The organism is Limnochorda pilosa, from assembly GCF_001544015.1.
Classification (GTDB): Bacteria; Bacillota; Limnochordia; order Limnochordales; family Limnochordaceae; genus Limnochorda; species Limnochorda pilosa.
In genome coordinates, this window is record NZ_AP014924.1 from 736,306 (window position 1) to 752,946 (window position 16,641).

General features: G+C 70.9%; 14 protein-coding genes and 1 pseudogene. 6 read left to right on the forward strand and 9 right to left on the reverse strand.

Translation table 11 applies throughout. The annotated features are described in order from the left end of the window. Positions 1 to 64: 64 nt before the first annotated feature. From hemQ to LIP_RS03340, 5 genes and pseudogenes are all read left to right on the forward strand, one after another. Positions 65 to 820 (forward strand): hydrogen peroxide-dependent heme synthase, encoded by a 756-nt coding sequence (gene hemQ / locus LIP_RS03320; protein WP_068134311.1) that lies wholly within the window; start codon positions 65 to 67, stop codon positions 818 to 820. Positions 821 to 875: 55 nt separating this feature from the next. Then, positions 876 to 1,910 (forward strand): annotated as a pseudogene (gene hemE / locus LIP_RS03325) (uroporphyrinogen decarboxylase); the annotation flags it as partial. 101 nt (positions 1,911 to 2,011) lie between these two features. Then, complete coding sequence (gene hemH, locus LIP_RS03330; protein WP_068134313.1) at positions 2,012 to 2,938, forward strand: ferrochelatase; 927 nt, start codon at positions 2,012 to 2,014, stop codon at positions 2,936 to 2,938. Beyond that, positions 2,935 to 4,404 (forward strand): protoporphyrinogen oxidase, encoded by a 1,470-nt coding sequence (gene hemG, locus LIP_RS03335; RefSeq protein ID WP_144440305.1) that lies wholly within the window; start codon positions 2,935 to 2,937, stop codon positions 4,402 to 4,404. Before hemH ends, hemG begins: the two co-directional genes overlap by 4 nt. Positions 4,405 to 4,582: 178 nt before the next feature. Continuing rightward, entirely contained in the window at positions 4,583 to 5,347 is a 765-nt protein-coding gene (locus tag LIP_RS03340) for an HD-GYP domain-containing protein (protein ID WP_068134319.1), read from the forward strand. Between the two features lie 14 nt (positions 5,348 to 5,361). Here LIP_RS03340 and LIP_RS03345 read toward each other — a convergent pair whose 3' ends face one another. Genes LIP_RS03345 through LIP_RS03360 form a run of 4 tightly spaced genes read right to left on the reverse strand, consistent with a single transcriptional unit; the run spans position 5,362 to position 8,917 of the window. Continuing rightward, positions 5,362 to 5,928: a TIGR00725 family protein gene (locus tag LIP_RS03345; protein WP_068134322.1), complete on the reverse strand. Its 567-nt coding sequence runs from the start codon at positions 5,926 to 5,928 to the stop codon at positions 5,362 to 5,364. Next, positions 5,925 to 6,539, reverse strand: coding sequence for a cysteine hydrolase family protein (locus tag LIP_RS03350; RefSeq protein ID WP_068134323.1), 615 nt, complete (start codon positions 6,537 to 6,539; stop codon positions 5,925 to 5,927). Before LIP_RS03350 ends, LIP_RS03345 begins: the two co-directional genes overlap by 4 nt. A 21-nt stretch (positions 6,540 to 6,560) precedes the next feature. Continuing rightward, on the reverse strand, positions 6,561 to 7,934 hold the full coding sequence (locus LIP_RS03355) for a GNAT family N-acetyltransferase (protein WP_068134325.1): 1,374 nt from the start codon (positions 7,932 to 7,934) through the stop codon (positions 6,561 to 6,563). 20 nt (positions 7,935 to 7,954) lie between these two features. Then, positions 7,955 to 8,917, reverse strand: a complete 963-nt coding sequence (locus LIP_RS03360; protein ID WP_068134327.1) for a cation diffusion facilitator family transporter — start codon at positions 8,915 to 8,917, stop codon at positions 7,955 to 7,957. Positions 8,918 to 9,336: 419 nt separating this feature from the next. Here LIP_RS03360 and LIP_RS03365 point away from each other — a divergent pair, with 419 nt between their 5' ends. Then, positions 9,337 to 12,636, forward strand: coding sequence for an LAGLIDADG family homing endonuclease (locus LIP_RS03365; RefSeq protein WP_068134328.1), 3,300 nt, complete (start codon positions 9,337 to 9,339; stop codon positions 12,634 to 12,636). 105 nt (positions 12,637 to 12,741) lie between these two features. On the opposite strand, the gene LIP_RS03370 is transcribed toward LIP_RS03365, so the two are convergent. From LIP_RS03370 to LIP_RS03390, 5 genes are all read right to left on the reverse strand, one after another. Further along, positions 12,742 to 13,395, reverse strand: a complete 654-nt coding sequence (locus LIP_RS03370) for a Uma2 family endonuclease (protein ID WP_068134337.1) — start codon at positions 13,393 to 13,395, stop codon at positions 12,742 to 12,744. Positions 13,396 to 13,546: 151 nt separating this feature from the next. Then, a complete protein-coding gene (locus LIP_RS03375; protein ID WP_068134339.1) occupies positions 13,547 to 13,945 on the reverse strand; it encodes a hypothetical protein in 399 nt (132 codons plus the stop codon). Continuing rightward, positions 13,942 to 14,547 (reverse strand): hypothetical protein, encoded by a 606-nt coding sequence (locus tag LIP_RS03380; RefSeq protein WP_068134342.1) that lies wholly within the window; start codon positions 14,545 to 14,547, stop codon positions 13,942 to 13,944. The genes LIP_RS03375 and LIP_RS03380 overlap by 4 nt, the downstream gene beginning before the upstream one ends. Positions 14,548 to 14,629: 82 nt before the next feature. After that, on the reverse strand, positions 14,630 to 15,634 hold the full coding sequence (locus LIP_RS03385) for an ABC transporter ATP-binding protein (RefSeq protein ID WP_068141446.1): 1,005 nt from the start codon (positions 15,632 to 15,634) through the stop codon (positions 14,630 to 14,632). Between the two features lie 32 nt (positions 15,635 to 15,666). Then, complete coding sequence (locus LIP_RS03390; RefSeq protein ID WP_068134347.1) at positions 15,667 to 16,638, reverse strand: ABC transporter ATP-binding protein; 972 nt, start codon at positions 16,636 to 16,638, stop codon at positions 15,667 to 15,669. Positions 16,639 to 16,641: the final 3 nt, after the last annotated feature.

Genomic DNA, 16,641 nt, shown 5'->3' on the forward strand with positions numbered 1-16,641 from the left:
CTCCGCCGCCCCTTTGCTATGATGAGACTGTCCGCGGCGCCACACGAACGGAGGGACGGGCTCCATGAACCAGGCTCCGGAGACGATCGAGGGCTGGTACGCCCTGCACGACATCCGCCAGGTGGACTGGGCGGCCTGGGAAGCGCTCTCGCCCCAGCAGCGGGATGCGGCGGTGGAGGAGGCGGTGCGCCACCTGGAGTGGGCCCTGAATCTGCAGGACGGCCCTGAGGGCAGCAGCGCCCTCTACAGCCTGCTGGGCCACAAGGGGGACCTGATGCTCCTTCACCTGCGCCCCACCCTGAAGGAGCTGAACCGCCTGGAGCTCGAGTTGGACCGTACCCGCCTCGCCCAGGTCTCCCGGCGTACCTACTCGTTCGTCTCGGTCATCGAGCTGAGCACCTACGGGGCGGGCGGCCAGAAGGTGGAGGGTGACCCGCTCGACAACCCCTACTTGAAGAAGCGGCTCCACCTCCAGATCCCCGGCACCAGCCACGTCTGCTTCTACCCCATGAACAAGCGGCGGGGGGAGCGGGAGAACTGGTACCTCCTCCCCCCGGAGGAGCGGGCCGCCCTGATGCGGGACCATGGCGAGATCGGCCGCCGCTACGGCGACCGGGTGACCCAGATGATCACGGGAGCGGTGGGCCTTGACGACTGGGAGTGGGGGGTCACCCTCTTCGGGAACGACCCGCTGGCCTTCAAGAAGCTGGTCTACGAGATGCGCTTCGACGAGGCCAGCGCCCGGTATGCAGAGTTCGGGAGCTTCTTCGTGGGCGTCCGCCTCGAGCCGCGGGAGCTGCCTGGGTATCTGAGTCTGTAGGGCGGTCGCCCCGTAGGCGCAGAGCCCGGGGCTCGTCCGGCGAGAGGGCGTTGGGATGAGAAGCGAACGGTTCCTGCGGGCGTGCCGGCGCCAGCCGGTGGACGGCGCGCCCGTCTGGCTCATGCGGCAGGCCGGCCGATACCTGCCCGAGTATCGCACCATCCGGAGCAAGCACGATTTCCTCACCATGGCTCGCACCCCTGAGCTCGCGGCCCAGGTGACCCTCCTGCCCGTGGAGCGGGTCCACGTGGACGCGGCCATCCTCTTCGCCGACATCCTGCTGCCGCTGGACGCGCTGGGGCTGGGCGTCGCCTTCACCAAGGAAGACGGCCCCGCCGTCGCCCATCCCATCCGGTCCGATCGGGACGTGGCAGCCCTGCCCCCCTTCGATCCCCACGAGCAGATGGGGTACGTGCTGGAGACGATCCGCGTGGTGCGGAGGGAGCTGGAGGGAAAGGTTCCCCTGATCGGCTTCGCCGGAGCTCCCTTCACCCTCGCCAGCTACGCGGTGGAGGGGGGCGCCTCACGCGACTACCGCCGCTGCAAGGAGATGATGTGGAAGGCGCCCCAGGTCTGGCAGGCGTTGATGGAGCGCCTGGCCGACGTGACCCTCGCCTACCTGCGGGCCCAGGTGGAGGCGGGCGCCCAGGCGGTGCAGATCTTCGACTCCTGGGTTGGAGCCCTGAGCCCCGACGACTACCGGGAGCACGTGCTGCCCCACTCCCGCCGGGTCCTGGACGGGCTGCGGGCCACGGGCGTGCCGGTGATCCATTTCGCCGTCCAGGCCTCCGGCTACCTGGAGCTCATCAAGGAGGCCGGGGGCGACGTGATCGGCCTGGACTGGCGGGTGGACATCGGGGAGGCCCGGCGCCGGCTGGGACCCGACGTGGCCGTGCAGGGCAACCTGGACCCCATGGCGCTCCTGGCCCCGCCGCCCGTGATCGAGGCCAAGGTGGCGCGGCTCCTCGAGCGGGGCGGGAGCCTCAGCGGCCTGCCTGGGCACGTGGTGAACCTGGGACACGGCGTGCTGCCCGATACGCCCGTGGAGCACGTGATCACGATGGTGGAGGCGGTCCACCGGCTCAGCCGCAACCCGGCGGCCACGGCGCAGGTGAAGGGGGAAGGCCGCCCCGCGGAGAGGGAGGACCGCACGGTGCAGGAAGAAGGCCGGTCGGGGGAGGGGCGGGGCGGATGGACGCGGTCCTCCTGATGGCCTTCGGCGGCCCCGAGTCACTGGAAGAGATCCCAGGGTTTCTGCGGAGCCTGATGGGGCGCACGCCCCCGCCGAGGGTGGAGCACGAGGTCATCGAGCGCTACCACAGGCTCGGTGGGCGCTCACCCCTGCCCGAGGTGACCCGGCGCCAGGCCGAGGCGCTGGCCGGCGAGCTGGCCCGCCGGGGCCGGCCCCTTCGCGTCTACGTGGGCATGCAGCACGCGCGGCCCACCATCGGCGAGGCTTTCGATCGCATGGAGACCGACGGCGTCACCCGCCTGGTGGCCGTCAGCCTGGCCCCCTACCGGGCCCAGGCCAGTACCCAGGCGTACGAGGAGCGGGTGCAACGGGAGGTGGCCGAGCGCGGGTCCGGGATGGAGGTGCGCTTCCCCGGCGACTGGTACCTGCACCCCCGCTACGTGGAGGCGCTGGCCCAGCGGCTGGAGGAGGCCTGGAGCCACCTCTCCCCGCCGGAGCGGGCCCAGGTGCCCGTGATCTTCAGCGCCCACAGCCTGCCGGTGCGCTTCGTGGAGCAGGGGGACCCCTACGTGGAGCAGCTCGAGCAGACAGCCTCAGCGATCGCAGAACGCCTCGCGGGGGTTCCGTTCCCCTGGGAGTTGGCCTTCCAGAGCCAGGGCCAGGCCTCGACCGAGCCTTGGCTCGGCCCCGCCGTGGAGGAGGTCATGGACCGCCTGCACGCCCAGGGGCACCGGCGGGTGGTGGTGGATCCCATCGGCTTCGTCACGGACCACCTGGAAACCCTTTACGATAACGACGTCCTCCACCGGGAGCACGCCGCCCGGTTGGGCCTCGACTTCATCCGGGTGCGCTGCCCGAACCTGCAGCCCCGGTTCATCGAGGCCCTGGCGGACCTGGTGCTGGAGACGGCGGGGTGGGCAGCATGACCGATCGTTCCGGCGAAGCCCTCGACCTGGTGGTGGTGGGCGGCGGCGTGGCCGGGCTGGCCGCGGCCGTGGAGGCGACCGGGCAGACCGGCCGGGAGGGGTGCCCCCTTTCGGTGGCTGTGCTGGAGGCCTCGGGCAGGCCTGGCGGGAAGGTGCTCACCACGGAGGAGCAGGGCTACCTGGTGGAGGCGGGGCCGGACAGCTTCGTCACCAGCAAGCCCGGCGTGCTGGAGATGGCCCGCCGTCTGGGCCTGGAGAAAGAGCTGCTCCCCCAGGGTACCAACGGGTCGTACGTCTGGTCGCGGGGCCAGCTCCACCGCCTGCCGGAAGGGTTGTTCCTCCTGGTGCCCAGCCGCTTCCTCCCTTTCGTGACCTCCTCGCTCCTCTCGTGGCCGGGCAAGCTCCGCATGGCGCTGGACCTGGTCATCCCGCCCCGCTACGGCGAGGCTGACGAGAGCCTGGAGCACTTCGTGCTGCGCCGGCTGGGCCGGGAGGCCCTGGAAAGGCTGGCCGAGCCGCTGGTGGCCGGCATCCACGCCGGCGACCCCGCCACCATGAGCGTGCGGGCGACCTTCCCACGCTTCATCAAGATGGAGCAGCAGCACGGCGGCTTGGTCCGGGCGGCTCTCGCGGCCCGGGTGGAAGGGAGGCGCAGGCGCCGGAGCGCGGCCGCAGTACGGGGGGCGGCTCCCGGCCCCCGCCGGACCTTCTTCATGAGCTTCCGGCAGGGCCTCGAGAGCCTGCCGCGCGCCATGGCCGCCGCCCTGCCCCCAGGCTGCCTTCGGTTGGAGACGAGGGTGGATCGGCTCGAGCCGTTGCCCGCGGGCTTCCGGATTCACCTGGAGGGCGGGCAGGCCCTAGAGACGCGGGGGCTCGTCCTGGCCACACCCGCCGCGGAGACCGCCCGGCTCCTCCGCCCCCTGGACCCCGCGGCCGCAGACCTGGTGGCGTCGATCCCCCAGGTCTCCACGGCCACGGTCACCCTGGCCTACCGCCGGGAGCAGATCCCGCGGGCTCTGGCGGGCTCCGGCTTCGTGGTCCCGTCGGTGGAGGGCCGGAAGATCATGGGCCTCACCTACCTCTCCCGGAAGTGGCCCCGGCCCCAGCCGGACCCGGACGTGGAGGTGCTACGGGCCTTCGTGGGGGGCGCCGGGCACCAGGACCTGGTGGAGGCACCCCGGGAGGCGCTGGTCCAGGCGGTGCGGGAGGAGCTTCGAACGATGCTGGGCATCGAGGCTCCGCCCCTCTTCGCCCGCACGTTCGCCTGGCCCCGTGCCATGCACCAGTACACCGTGGGGCACCTGGAGCGGGTGGAACGCCTGGAGGCCCGGGCGGCCATGTTTCCTGGGCTGGCCCTGGCCGGGGCCGCCTACCGTGGGGTGGGGCTGCCCGATTGCATCGAAAGCGGCCTTCAGGCGGCAAGGAAGGCGCTGGCGACGTCGCCGGCCCCGTCTCTCGTCGGATAGATCGTTGGAAAGAGCGCGTTTCGTCTCACAGGATCCGAAAAGCGGCCGATAAGGAGGATATGGGACGTCATCGCACGGTGCGGGCCTGGCCCAGCCGAAAGCGGCCTGCACCGGTGCTGGCGGGGGCCTGCACGGCTGGGCGCCGGGCGGGTCCTGTCGCCTTATCGGGGGGAGCCGCATGAGCGCTGAGGCAGACGCACTGGCTGGAGCAGGCTCCCCCGGCGCGCCGGCCCGGCTGGCCGGGCCCGCATGGCGAGACGACGCGGATCCCGAGCTTGGAGAGCTCCTCCGTGAGCGGGCCGAGCTGCTCCGCACCAACGAGGCGCTTTCGGCCGCCCTGCGAGAGCTCTCGGCGATCTACGAGGCCACCCTCTCGATCCTGGCCACCACCATCGACCTGCGCGACCGGGAGGCCGACGGCCACTCGCGGCGGGTGGCCGCGTACACCGTTCGGCTGGCCCGGGAGGTGGGCGTCCACGAGCCCCGGGAGCTCGACGAGCTGCGGCGGGCCGCGCTCCTGCACGACATCGGCAAGGCGGGCATCTCCGACCAGATCCTGCTCAAGCCCGGGCGCCTGAACGAGCAGGAGTGGCGGATCGTCCGCACGCACCCCGTCCTGGGGTACCGCATGCTACGCCGTACGCCCCGGCTGGAGCGGGCGGCCGAGCTCGCGTACACCCACCACGAGCGGTGGGACGGTACGGGCTATCCCCGGGGCCTGCGGGGTGAGGCCATCCCCATGGGCGCGCGCCTTTTCGCCGTCGCCGACGTCTTCGACGCCCTCACCTCAGACCGCCCCTACCGCACCGCGATCGACCTGGAGCAAGCCGCGGCCGAGATCGCCCGGGGCCGGGGCTCCCACTTCGACCCGCAGGTGGTGGACGCCTTCCTGAGGGTCCCCCTGCCCGAGTGGGCCCAGATCCGGCGGGGTCTCATAGCCTGACGCGCCGGCCGCGCTCACGCCCCCCACCGTTCCCGGGCCGCCCGCACCGCCACCTCCACCGCCTCCAGGGCCGTCTCGCACGGCACCAGACGGCCGCGCCCGCCCCATCCTTCGGCCGCGGATCCCGCCCGCCCGGCGGTCTCGCCGGGGGGCGCGAAACGCCAGGTGTCCAGCGCCGCCACGGTCCGGCCCAGGCGCAGCGCGAGGGCCACCTCCGAGAGGGTGCCGTAGCCTCCCCCGATGGCGATGAGGCTGTCCGCTGCCCGGGCGAGGAGGGCGTTCCGCATCTCGCCCATCCCGGTGGCCACGGCCCAGGTGAGGTACGGGTTGCCGCTGCGGCGGTCCGCACCGGGCAGAAGCCCGATCACGGTCCCCCCCGCATCGGATGCGCCCCGGGAGACGTGTTCCATCACGCCCTCCAGGCCGCCGCACAGGATGAGCGCGGCCCGCTCGGCCAGCAGGCGGCCTACCTCCCGGGCCAGCGCGGCCTGGCGCTCGGAGCACGACGAGCCGCCCACTACGGCCACGTAGGGCACCCACTGGGGCTCATGGGGGTGCGGGCGGCCTCGGGGCTGGGTCATGCGGCGGGGCCCCCGGGCGTGGCGAAGCGGATGCCCGCGGCGCGGGTGATGGTCCCCTGGAAGAGGAAGGCCGTCTGGCGGATGGAGCTCTGGAGGTCGAAGGGATCCAGCGCCGAGACCGCATCGACGGGAAGCACCACCCGGAACCACCGGAGCGCCGCCGACGCCGCCGTGTAGTGGACGCAGATGTTGGCCACGGTCCCGCAGACGATGACCGTCTCCACTCCGTGCACCCGCAGCTGGTGTTCGAGCGACGTGCCGTAGAAGGCGTCGTAACGGAGCTTGCGCACCACGTACTCGCCGGGCTGGGGCCGGAGCGGCTCCACGATCTCCCAGCCGGGGGTGCCCTCCACCGCGTGCTCGCCCCAGATGTCGAACTCCGGATCCTGGGCGCCGTGGCTGTCCTGGGTGAAGACCCGGAAGGCGCCGGCGCGCCGGGCCCGCTCCAGCAGGTCTCGGATCACGGGGACGGTGCCGGGGGCGTCGGGCACGAAGAGGCGGCCGCCGGGCTCGGCGAAGTCCCGCTGCATGTCCACCACGATGAGGGCGGTGGAGGCCGCGTTCAGCTCCACCGCCTCCGTCACCGGGTACTCAGGAACCTGAAGCTCCACGTGCTCACCTCCAGAGATGCGTCAGAAACCGTCGGGAAGGTAGGTGGTCCGAAGGCCCAGACGGGCGTCGAAAGCCTGAAGAAGCCGCTCCCGGCGCCGCATGGGGCGGTCCGTGCCCATGGGGTCCTCGGGGTCCGGTACGCCGGGGCTGGCGGCCTGGCCGCGGCCCGCCTCCGTTCCCGGCTCCTCCAGCTCCAGCAGGCCCAGGTGCCACGCCTGCAGGGCAGGAAGGTACCCGCTCAGCACCTGGGACCAGACCTGGATGGACCCCCGCAGGACGGGAGCGGACCCTTCGGCCCGGCCGTTGGCCGCCCCTGCCGGAAGCCGCTCGATGGCGCCCCCGGCCAGCGGAACGAGCCAGGTACCCACGTTCCAGGGCGCCAGCTCGTCCGACACCTCCAGGTGAACGGCCGGCACCGGAGGCGTCGCCTGGCCCGGCGCTTCGCCCTGGTCCTCTTCGCCAGCGGGGAACAGGTGGCCCAGGAAACGGTCCATGTCGACGATGCGGAGCATGGCGCCCGCCGCCCGCCGCACCTGGACCCGCGGGTTCACCAGGAGCGGGAGGAGGTCCCAGTCCGAAGGCGCGGCGAGGCTCATGCGGCCGGCCATGGAGTCGTGCTGCACCAGGAAGGAGAGGAGAGCGTGCATCGCTTCGCCGTCTTCCACGGCCCAGTCGTACACGTGCAGGACCCGGCCCGGCGCGGCCTCGAGCGGGGAAGCGGCGGGGGGGTTCTGGAAGCCGTAGACCACGTACGCCCGCACCCGCGGCCTGTCCTCCCACAGGATCGTTCGCCGAGGGCCTGCACCGGCCGGCCCCTGCCGGTGGAGGATCCGCTCGCGCCACCAGAGGGTCTCCCGCAGCAGGGGGCCGTTCCACCGGCTGACGAACCGGCGGTAGAGGGCGTCCATGGCGGGGAGGTCGTCAGGGCCGGCGGGCTGGAAGCGGCCGCCGGGCGGGCGGCGGTAGCGATCCAGCTCCACCAGCGGGATCTCGTAGACGTTCCGGGTGAAGGCCAGCTCCCACCCGTAGCGCCGGTAGAAGGAATAGGAGAAGGGGTAAAGGGCGGAGACGACCTGCCCTTCCTCCCGCATGACGTTCAGGCTCTCGCGCAGCAGGCGGGCCACCAGCCCATGGCGGCGTACCTCGGGCCAGCTGGCCACCGAGGCCACGCCCCCCGTGGGCACCGGACGTCCCTGGAAGAAGGCGAGGAACGGCCAGATCCGGAGGGCGGCCAGCAATCCCCCGCCACCGGGCTCGAAGGCCCCCAGCCCTACGGGAGGCGAGGCGGTCCACTCGCGCCGCTGGGCCTTCTCGTCGCCCTGGAAGGCGAAGGCGTCGAGCGCGGCGTACGGGGCGATGTCCGCCCGGGTGAGACGACGTACGAGAGCCTCCATGCTCGTCCTCCAGCCAAGCGTCAGGGGCGCTCAGGCAGCGACGGCGCCTGGCCGCACAGGGAGCACCCGCGCCCCACCATTGTCTCCCGCTCTACCTGAATGGTGACGTGGTCCAAGCCGAAGCGGTCCCGCAGCATTCCCCGCAGCCGTTCCAGGAGCGCCTGCGGTGCGGCCTCCCGCGCGAGCACCACGTGGCACGAAAGCGCGGGGAAGCCGGACGTGATGGTCCATATGTGAAGGTCGTGGACGCCCGCCACCCCGGGCTGGGCGCACAGCGCCTGCTCCACGGCCTGGTACGACAGGTTGGGGGGCGCCCCCTCCATGAGCACGTTCAGGCTCTCGCGCAGCAGTCGCCAGCCGCTCACGACGATGAGGAGGGCGATCAACCCGCTCACCAGGGGGTCCACCACGTTCCAGCCCGTGAAGGAGATGATCACCGCCGCTCCGATGGCGCCCACGGAGCCGGCCAGGTCCCCGAGCACGTGCAGGAAGGCGCCCCGAAGGTTCAGGTTCTCCCGCCAGTCTCCGCCGTGGAGCATCCAGGCGCTGGCCAGGTTGGCGGCCAGGCCCGCCACGGCCACGGCCAGCATCAGCGGACCCGCCACCTGAGGTGGCTCCAGCAACCGCCGGTACGCCTCATGCAGGATGAGCCCCGAGATGACCAGCAACCCGGCGGCGTTGGCCAGGGCCGCCAGCACCTCGGTACGTCGGTACCCGTACGTCTTCTCTGCCGGAGCAGGACGGCGGGCGAACCAGAAGGCGAAAAGGCTCAGGCCCAGGGCGGCCGCGTCGCTCGCCATGTGCCCCGCGTCCGAGAGGAGGGCGAGGCTGTTGGCGAGCCAGCCGCCCACGGCCTCCAGAACCAGGAAGGCCAGGGTGATCCCCAGGCTCCAGCGGAGGGCTCGTCGGTTGCGGTGGTCTCCGGCTCCATGGACGTGACCGCCGGAGTGAGGGCTCGTGCCGCCGGAAGCCGTTGGAGCCACAGGATCCCTCCTCGGAGGCCCCGACGGGCATGGGACCCCGGGATACCCCGCCCGCCAGGCGCCGCTCGACCTCGACCAACCTCTTCCCAGTGTACGCCTTTTGGCCGGGGAGGGAAAGGTCTTGCTTGACGCGTGCTCGACGCGCTGCCTGCTTGACGCCCTCGGGCGGGGCGGGGGGGCGCGGCACGGCGGGGCGAGGAGCATGATTGGGCCGAAGCCACCCCCGGCGTGAGAGGCCAGAGCGTTCGCCCCGAGACCCTCGCTCCACGGGCGCCGGCGCGTTCCTTCCATACCGCCGGGGGCATACACGACATGTAGGTGACGAACACAAGATCCCACCTACATGTAGGAGGAGACCGCGGCCTCCCGTCGAACCCAGATGGGAACTCTTTGCAGGAGCGTGCCAAGGGGGAGTTACGGTGACGTTGGACGTCAAGGAGGACGCACTGCGGCGGCAGGAGCTGCTGGAGGGGTACCGGGAGGCCGACGGGCCGGAGGATCGCTACTCGGCCGCGCTGGAAGATCCGGGGCGGCCGGCCCCGCCCGTGCGGCTCGAGGGCATCCGCCAGCTCATTTTCCTGGACCGGTACGCCCGGAAGGACCCGGAGCGGCGCTTCAGGCCCGGCGAGCTGGTGGTGGTGCAGGTGAAAGAGGATCCCCGTGCGCCCGAGAAGGAGGCGGGCCGGGTGGTCTCCGCGGGCGAGGGCCGGGTGACGGTGCAGCTGGTGCAGAGCGGCGACGTGATCGAGCGCCCGGCCAAGCTGGTGGAGCGGCCCCTGGAGACCCATCCTTCCCAGATGTGGGACCGCATGGCCTACGCTGCGGCCGCGGCCGAGGAGGAGGGAAGGCACGCTCAGTGGGAGCGAGCCTTCCGCTGGGCGCTGGACGGCTTCCGCTTCGTTCCCGGGGGGCGCATCAGCACCATGCTCGGGACGGGCCAGAACCTGACCGCATTCAACTGCTACGTGATCCCGCTTCAGCCCGACGCGGGTCCCGAAAACGCCGACTCGCGCCGCTCCATCATCGACACCTTGGGGCGCATGGTGGAGATCATGTCCCGGGGGGGCGGCGTGGGCATCAACCTCTCCACCCTACGGCCCCAGCTCGCCCCCGTCCGGGGGGTGAACGGGCGCAGCTCGGGCTCCGTGAGCTGGGGCGGGCTCTTCTCCTTCGCCACGGGGCTGGTGGAGCAGGGGGGTTCAAGGCGCGGCGCTCTCATGGTTATGTTGGACGACTGGCACCCGGACCTGCTCCGCTTCATCCGGGCCAAGCAGGCCATGGGGGCCATCACCAACGCCAACATGTCGGTCTGCGTCAGCGACGCCTTCATGCGGGCCGTCCGGGAGGACGGTGAGTGGGAGCTGGTCTTTCCCGACACCTCGGACCCCGACTACGACCGGCTCTGGGACGGCGACCTGAACGCCTGGCGGGAACGGGGCAAACCCGTGGAGGTGCACGAGCGCGTGCGGGCCCGGGAGGTGTGGAACGAGATCGTCACCTCCGCCTGGAAGAGCGCCGAGCCCGGTGTGGTCTTCATCGACCGGTACAACGAGTACTCCAATGCCCGCTACTACGCCCGCATCGCCTGCACGAACCCCTGCTTCGCCGGCCCGACCCGCCTGGCCACCGCCCAGGGGTACCTGACGATGGAGGAGCTCTACCGGGCGGGGACGTCCCTCTGGGTGGCGACCGACGGGCGTGCGGCGGGCACGCTGGAAGAGGCGGTGGGTGGGGGCCGCTACACCCCTCCCGGGGTGACCCTCCGCCCGGCGGGCCCTGCCTTCCTGACCCGACGGAACGCACCCGTGCTCCGTCTGGAGACCGCCCACGGCCTCTCGGTCACGGCCACGCCGGACCACCGCTTCCTCACGCCCGCCGGTTACGTGGAGCTGCAGGACCTGCACCCTGGCGATGTGCTCTACCTTCAGTCCGGCGAGGGCGCCTGGGCCCGGGACGACCGGCTCCCCGACACGGCGCGGCCTGCTCGGCGGGAGGGCCGCTTGGAGGCACGGATGAGCCGGGACGAGGCGACCCCGCCGGAGCGCTGGACCCGGGAGGTGGGGCAGTTCCTGGGCTGGGCCACGGGGGGCGGGTACACCTACGACAACCGGGGCAAGCCGGTGCTGGCCCTCCTTTTCGGCCCCGCCGAGACCGAGCTCATCCCCCGCTTCCGGGGCCTGGTGCGCGGCTGGTTCGGGGTGGAGGGTAGTGTGAGCACCCGGAACCAAACCGTCCGCCTTCAGTACGATGCGAGCGTGGCCCGCTTCGCCCGGGCGCTCGGCCTGGAGGCCCGCCGGGCTCCCGAGAAACGCGTTCCCGAGAGCCTGTGGCAGGCGCCCCGGGAGGCGGTGGTCGGGTTCCTGCAGGGGCTCTTCACGTCCAATGGTGCGGTCAACGTCTCGGCGGCCAAGGGCTCGTGCAACGTGCGGCTAGCCAGCAGCTCACGCGAGCTCCTGGCCGACGTGCAGCTCCTGCTCCTCAACCTGGGGATCGTCAGCCGGCTCCACCTGAGGCGCCGGCCTGGGCTGCAGATCCTCCCCGACGGCCGGCGCCGGCCCCGGGCGCACGCCACCGCTGGGCAGCACGAGCTCCTGATCGACAAGGCCAACCGGGATCGGTTCGCCCGGGAGGTGGGTTTCCTCAGCCGGGCCAAGCAGGAGCGGCTGGAGGCGTTCATCTCCGCGAAGACCCGCCGGTCCAACGGGGAGCCCTTCACCACCCGGGTCGTTCGGGTGGTGCCCGCCGGAAGGGCGAACGTCTACGACCTCACGGAGCCCGTGACCCACTCGGTGATCGCGGGCGGTCTCGTGGCCCACAACTGCGGCGAGCAGGGCCTGCCACCCTTCGGCGTCTGCAACCTGGGCCACGTCAACCTGGCCCGTTTCGTGGAAGGGCCGGCCGGCGAAGCCAGGGTGCTGTGGGACGAGCTCGCCCGCGCGGTCTGGCTGGGGGTGCGCTTCCTGGACAACGTCATCGACATCACCCCCTACTTCCTGGCCGAGAACGAGGCCCTCCAGAAGGGCGAGCGGCGGGTGGGGCTGGGCACCATGGGCCTGGGGGAGATGCTGATCCGGCTGGGGATCCGCTACGGGTCCGACGAGTCCCTGGCCTTCATGGACCGCCTCTACGGCTTCATCGCCCGGCACGCCTACCGGGCGTCGGTGCACCTGGCGCAGGAGAAGGGCACCTTCCCCCGCTTCCAGGCGGACGGCTTCCTCTCTTCGGCCTTCATGCGGGCCATGCCCCACGAGATCCAGGAAGCGGTGCGGGCCCACGGGATCCGGAACGTGACCCTCATCACCCAGGCACCCACGGGCACCACGGGCAGCATGGTGGGGACCAGCACCGGCATCGAGCCCTACTACTCGTGGACGTACTACCGGAAGGGCCGGTTGGGTCGCAAGCGGGTGGTGGAACCGGTGGTGGCGGACGTGCTGGGGCTCGGGCCCGAGGAGGCGGAGCGGTTGGACCTCTCGGAAACCCGGCTTCCCGGAGCCTTCGTGACCGCCCTCGAGCTCACCCCCGAGGAGCACGTGCGGGTTCAGGCGGTGGCCCAGCGCTGGTGCGACTCGAGCATCTCCAAGACAGCCAACCTGCCGGCGGATTATAGCGTAGAGCAGACCGAGGCCATCTACCGGCTCGCCTACGAGCTGGGGTGCAAGGGGGTGACCATCTACCGGGACCGGTCGCGGGACGAGCAGGTGCTTTCGACGACGTGACGATCCGCGGCGTAGGCACGGAGGCGGAAAGGCAGTGCCACGAGCGACGTCGCCGGACAGGGCCGGAGCCTGCCCGAATGGGTGACTCCGGTCCTGTCCGGCCGGTCACTCGCTGAGCCCGAGCTTGCGCTGAAGTTCGAGGAGGGACGGAAACGGGCGACGCCAGAGCAGCCCTACTTCGATCCAAAAGCCGGGTACCGTCTGTGAGACGTAAACGCCCTGGGCGTTAGGGTGCAGGCGATCGTATCGGCCATCGGAGCCCAGGAAGAAGAAGTCCGCTCGCTCTTCTTCCGGATCAAGGAGCCAGTACTCGCGCACACCACCCGCCTCGTACTCGGCGTACTTCTCACCCCGATCCCGCTGACGGCTTTCGGGCGAGACGATCTCGACCACCAGATCCGCGGGCCCCTCCAGGAACGTCCCCTTAAGCCGGTCCAGGTGCTCGCGACTGACGAAAAGCAGATCAGGTTGGCGGCCGGGAAGCTCCGGCCCCGTCTTCATCTGGAACGGAGCCGCCACAACGACACCGAGGTTCTTCTCCTGAACATAGACGCCCAAGAGCTGCGTGAGAAAGCGCGAAAGCTCCTGGTGACGTAAACTCGCCGGGCTGGACATGATCACCTCTCCGTCGATCCACTCCGCCAGGGTGTCCTCGTCGCACCATTCGAGGAATTCCTCGTAGGTGAGGCGACGGCTGGGGGCCTCTGGGTTTCCCCTTCCGGAGCTTTCGGGGTGAAGGGCCGTCTCCTTCTGGGCCACGATGCATCCCTTCCCGACCTGGCAGCGTGAGACGGAGAGCCTCACCTCAAGTATACCAGACCGCCACGCCCGCGGCCACCGCCCCCCTCCGGCCAACGGCATCGCGCCCCACCAGCCCGGGCGCTTCGCGCACGTCGCAGCGCTCCGTGCGCTACCCCTCGCTTCCCGTCCGCCGCTCGAAGGGCCGTGCCTGCCCCAGGACCAGCCCGACCCCGTGGATCGGCAGGAGGTAGAAGAGGGCGAAGAAGAGCACGTCCCGCACCGCGGTGATCTGGGCAAGGGTGGACGCCGTGGCCTCGGCGGGCAGGGCGAGCCCGGTGAGAGCCCACAGGGCGAGAGGCAGGTGAAAGACGAGCTCGGCCAGCGAACAGCCCAGCGCCCGGGGGAACCTGCCGGCCAGTCGCCCCGTCGCGTAGCCGGTGAGGAGCGGGATCAGGAGCATCAGGAACCGGGAGAAAGGCAGGTACACGCCCAGGGCGAAGGCGGCGCTGGCCCCGGCCAGGGAGGCTCCCCCCAGGATGGACACCGCCGCGGTTGCAGCGCCGATCACGGTGCCTCACCTGCAAGCGGGTGAAGCTCCGTTTCGATCCCTACGCCCAGCACCCGGGAGAAGCCTCGCTCGGTCACCCGCACCAGGAGGCCGCCCCGGAGGGCCAGCCTCAGGGGGCGGGGCGCGGCTTCCTCGGGTCGGGGCTCGCGGGTCGTGCCTTCGGCTTCCGAACCAGGGCGTCCGATGCCTGCGGCCAGCTGATTCAGGTCCTCCAGCACCTCTGGGTGCATCTGCTGGATCACCTGGAAGCGGGCCGAGGTTCCCGGTGGGAGCGCGACCGGGCCGGGGCGCAGGTCCGAGGGCGTCACGGTGTAGTATCCGAGGTAACGACTTGCGTCGCCCCCGAAGACCTGGAACTCGAGGGAGACCACCTCCATGCGGGCGCTCCGGGAAGGGTTGGCGAAGGTGAGTTCGAGGCGGATCTGCCCGGTCTGCTGCACGAGGGAGGCATCGCGAACGCGGGCTTCCATGAGATAGGTGGAGAGCACCACGTCCCGGTAAGCGGCCCGGGCGGAAGCGTACCCGAGGCCGGCCGCGGCCAGGGCGGCCAGCAGGGCGGCCCAAGCCCACCAGGGTCCGGCGCCGTCCCCTCGCCGTGCCATTGATGCCCACCTCCGGAAGGTTCACTGCGTCAGAGACCCAAGACCCCGGAGTTCGGTAGTGGGGAGGCTCAAACCTCGTAGCTCAAACCTCGTAACATGCTACCCAGTGCCCCGGAGCCTTCTCTTCCAGCGGCGGGTGGTCCTCCCGCCGGCAGCGTTCGGTCGCGATGGGGCAGCGGTCGTAGAAGCGGCAGCGAGGCTCCGGGTCGATGGGGCGGCTCACCCCGCCCTTCACGTCCACCCGGGGTCGGCGGTAGTCGGGGTCGGGCTCGGGTACCGCTGCCATCAGCGCTCGGGTGTATGGGTGGAGGGGATTCTGAATCACGTCCTCGGTGGGCCCCTGTTCCACCACCTTGCCGAGGTACATGACGGCGATGCCCTCGCAGAGGTAGCGGGCCACGGCCAGGTCGTGAGTGATGTAGAGGAAGCTCATCTGGAACTCCCGGCGGAGCCGGTCCAGGAGCTTCATCACCCCGGTGCGGATGGAGACGTCGAGCATCGACGTCGGCTCGTCGGCCACGATGAACGAAGGCTCCAGCACCAGGGCCCGGGCGATGGCCACCCGCTGCCTCTGGCCGCCCGAGAGTTCGTGCGGAAACCGAAACATGAAAGCGTCGGGGGGCGTGATGCCCACGTGCATCAGCATACGGGCCACCTGCTCCTCCCGGTCCTGCAGGCGCCCGATGCCGTGCACCGCCAGGGGCTCGGCCACCGCGTCGTACACGGTCATACGGGGGTTCAGCGACTGGTAGGGATCCTGAAAGATCATCTGCACCCGCCGGCGGAAGGCCCGCAGGCCCTCGGGTTGGAGAGCCGGCACATCCATCCCTTCGATGCGGATGCTCCCGGCCGTCGGCTTCTCGAGGCGGGTCAGGAGCCGGCCCGTGGTGGTCTTCCCGCAGCCCGACTCGCCCACCAGACCGAACATCTCCCCACGGCGTACCTGGAAGCTCACCCCGTCCACCGCGTGGACGAAGTGCCTGGCCTTGCGGAAGAGGCCAGCGGAGAGGGGGTAGTGCTTGACGAGGTCCTTCACCTCGGCCACGATCTCGCCCGATGACGTTGTTTGAGCGAACTCAGCCTCCACAGCCACGGGGACCCTCCTCCCTCGACCCGCACTCACTCGAATCCGATGGGATGCCAGCACGCCGCCCGGTGCTGCGGCTCGTACTCCACCAGGCCCGGAACCTCCGCGCGGCACCGGTCGGTGGCCAGCGGGCAGCGGGGGTGGAAGGGGCAGCCCGCAGGCGGCTCGAGCAGATTGGGCGGTTCACCCGGGATGGAGCGCAGCTCCCGCTTCTCCCCGCGAATGCTGGGGAAGGCCTGCATCAGCCCATCGGTGTAGGGGTGGATCGGCCGGTGGAAGACCGCTTGGCCGGGGCCCACCTCCACAAGGCGGCCGGCATACATCACGCCCACCAGGTCGCTCACCTCGGCGATCACCGCGATGTCGTGGGAGATGTAGATCATGGACATGTGCAGCTCCCGGCGGACCCGGTCGATCTCTTTCAGGATCCGGTCCTGAACGATCACGTCCAGGGCCGTGGTGGGCTCGTCGGCGATGACGAGCCTGGGGCGGCTCGCGAGGGCCATGGCGATCACCGCCCGTTGCTTCATGCCCCCGGAGTACTCGTGGGGATACTGGTTGATCCGCGAGCGATCGAGCCCGACCATCTCGAAGAGCTCACCCACCCGCGCCCGGGCCTCGTCGTCGGTGACGCGGGGTTCGTGGGCCTGGATCGCTTCCACGATCTGATCTCCAACGGTGAGCACGGGGTTCCAGGCGTTCATGGCCGCCTGGAAGATCATGGAGATCTCGCGCCAGCGCACGTGGCGCATCTCATCCTCGGAAAGCGGTACCAGGTTCCGGCCCTGAATGCGGATGCTCCCTTTCACCACCTCCGCATTGTCGGGAAGGAGCTTCATGATGGACATGGCCACCGAGGTCTTCCCGCAGCCCGACTCGCCCACCAACCCCAGGGAGGCCCCTTCGGGGAGGGAGAAGCTCACCTCCTCCACCGCGGCCACGGAGCCGCGCCGGGTATGGTAGCGCATGGTCAGGTCGTCGAGGGCGAGGATGGGTTCCGGCATGAT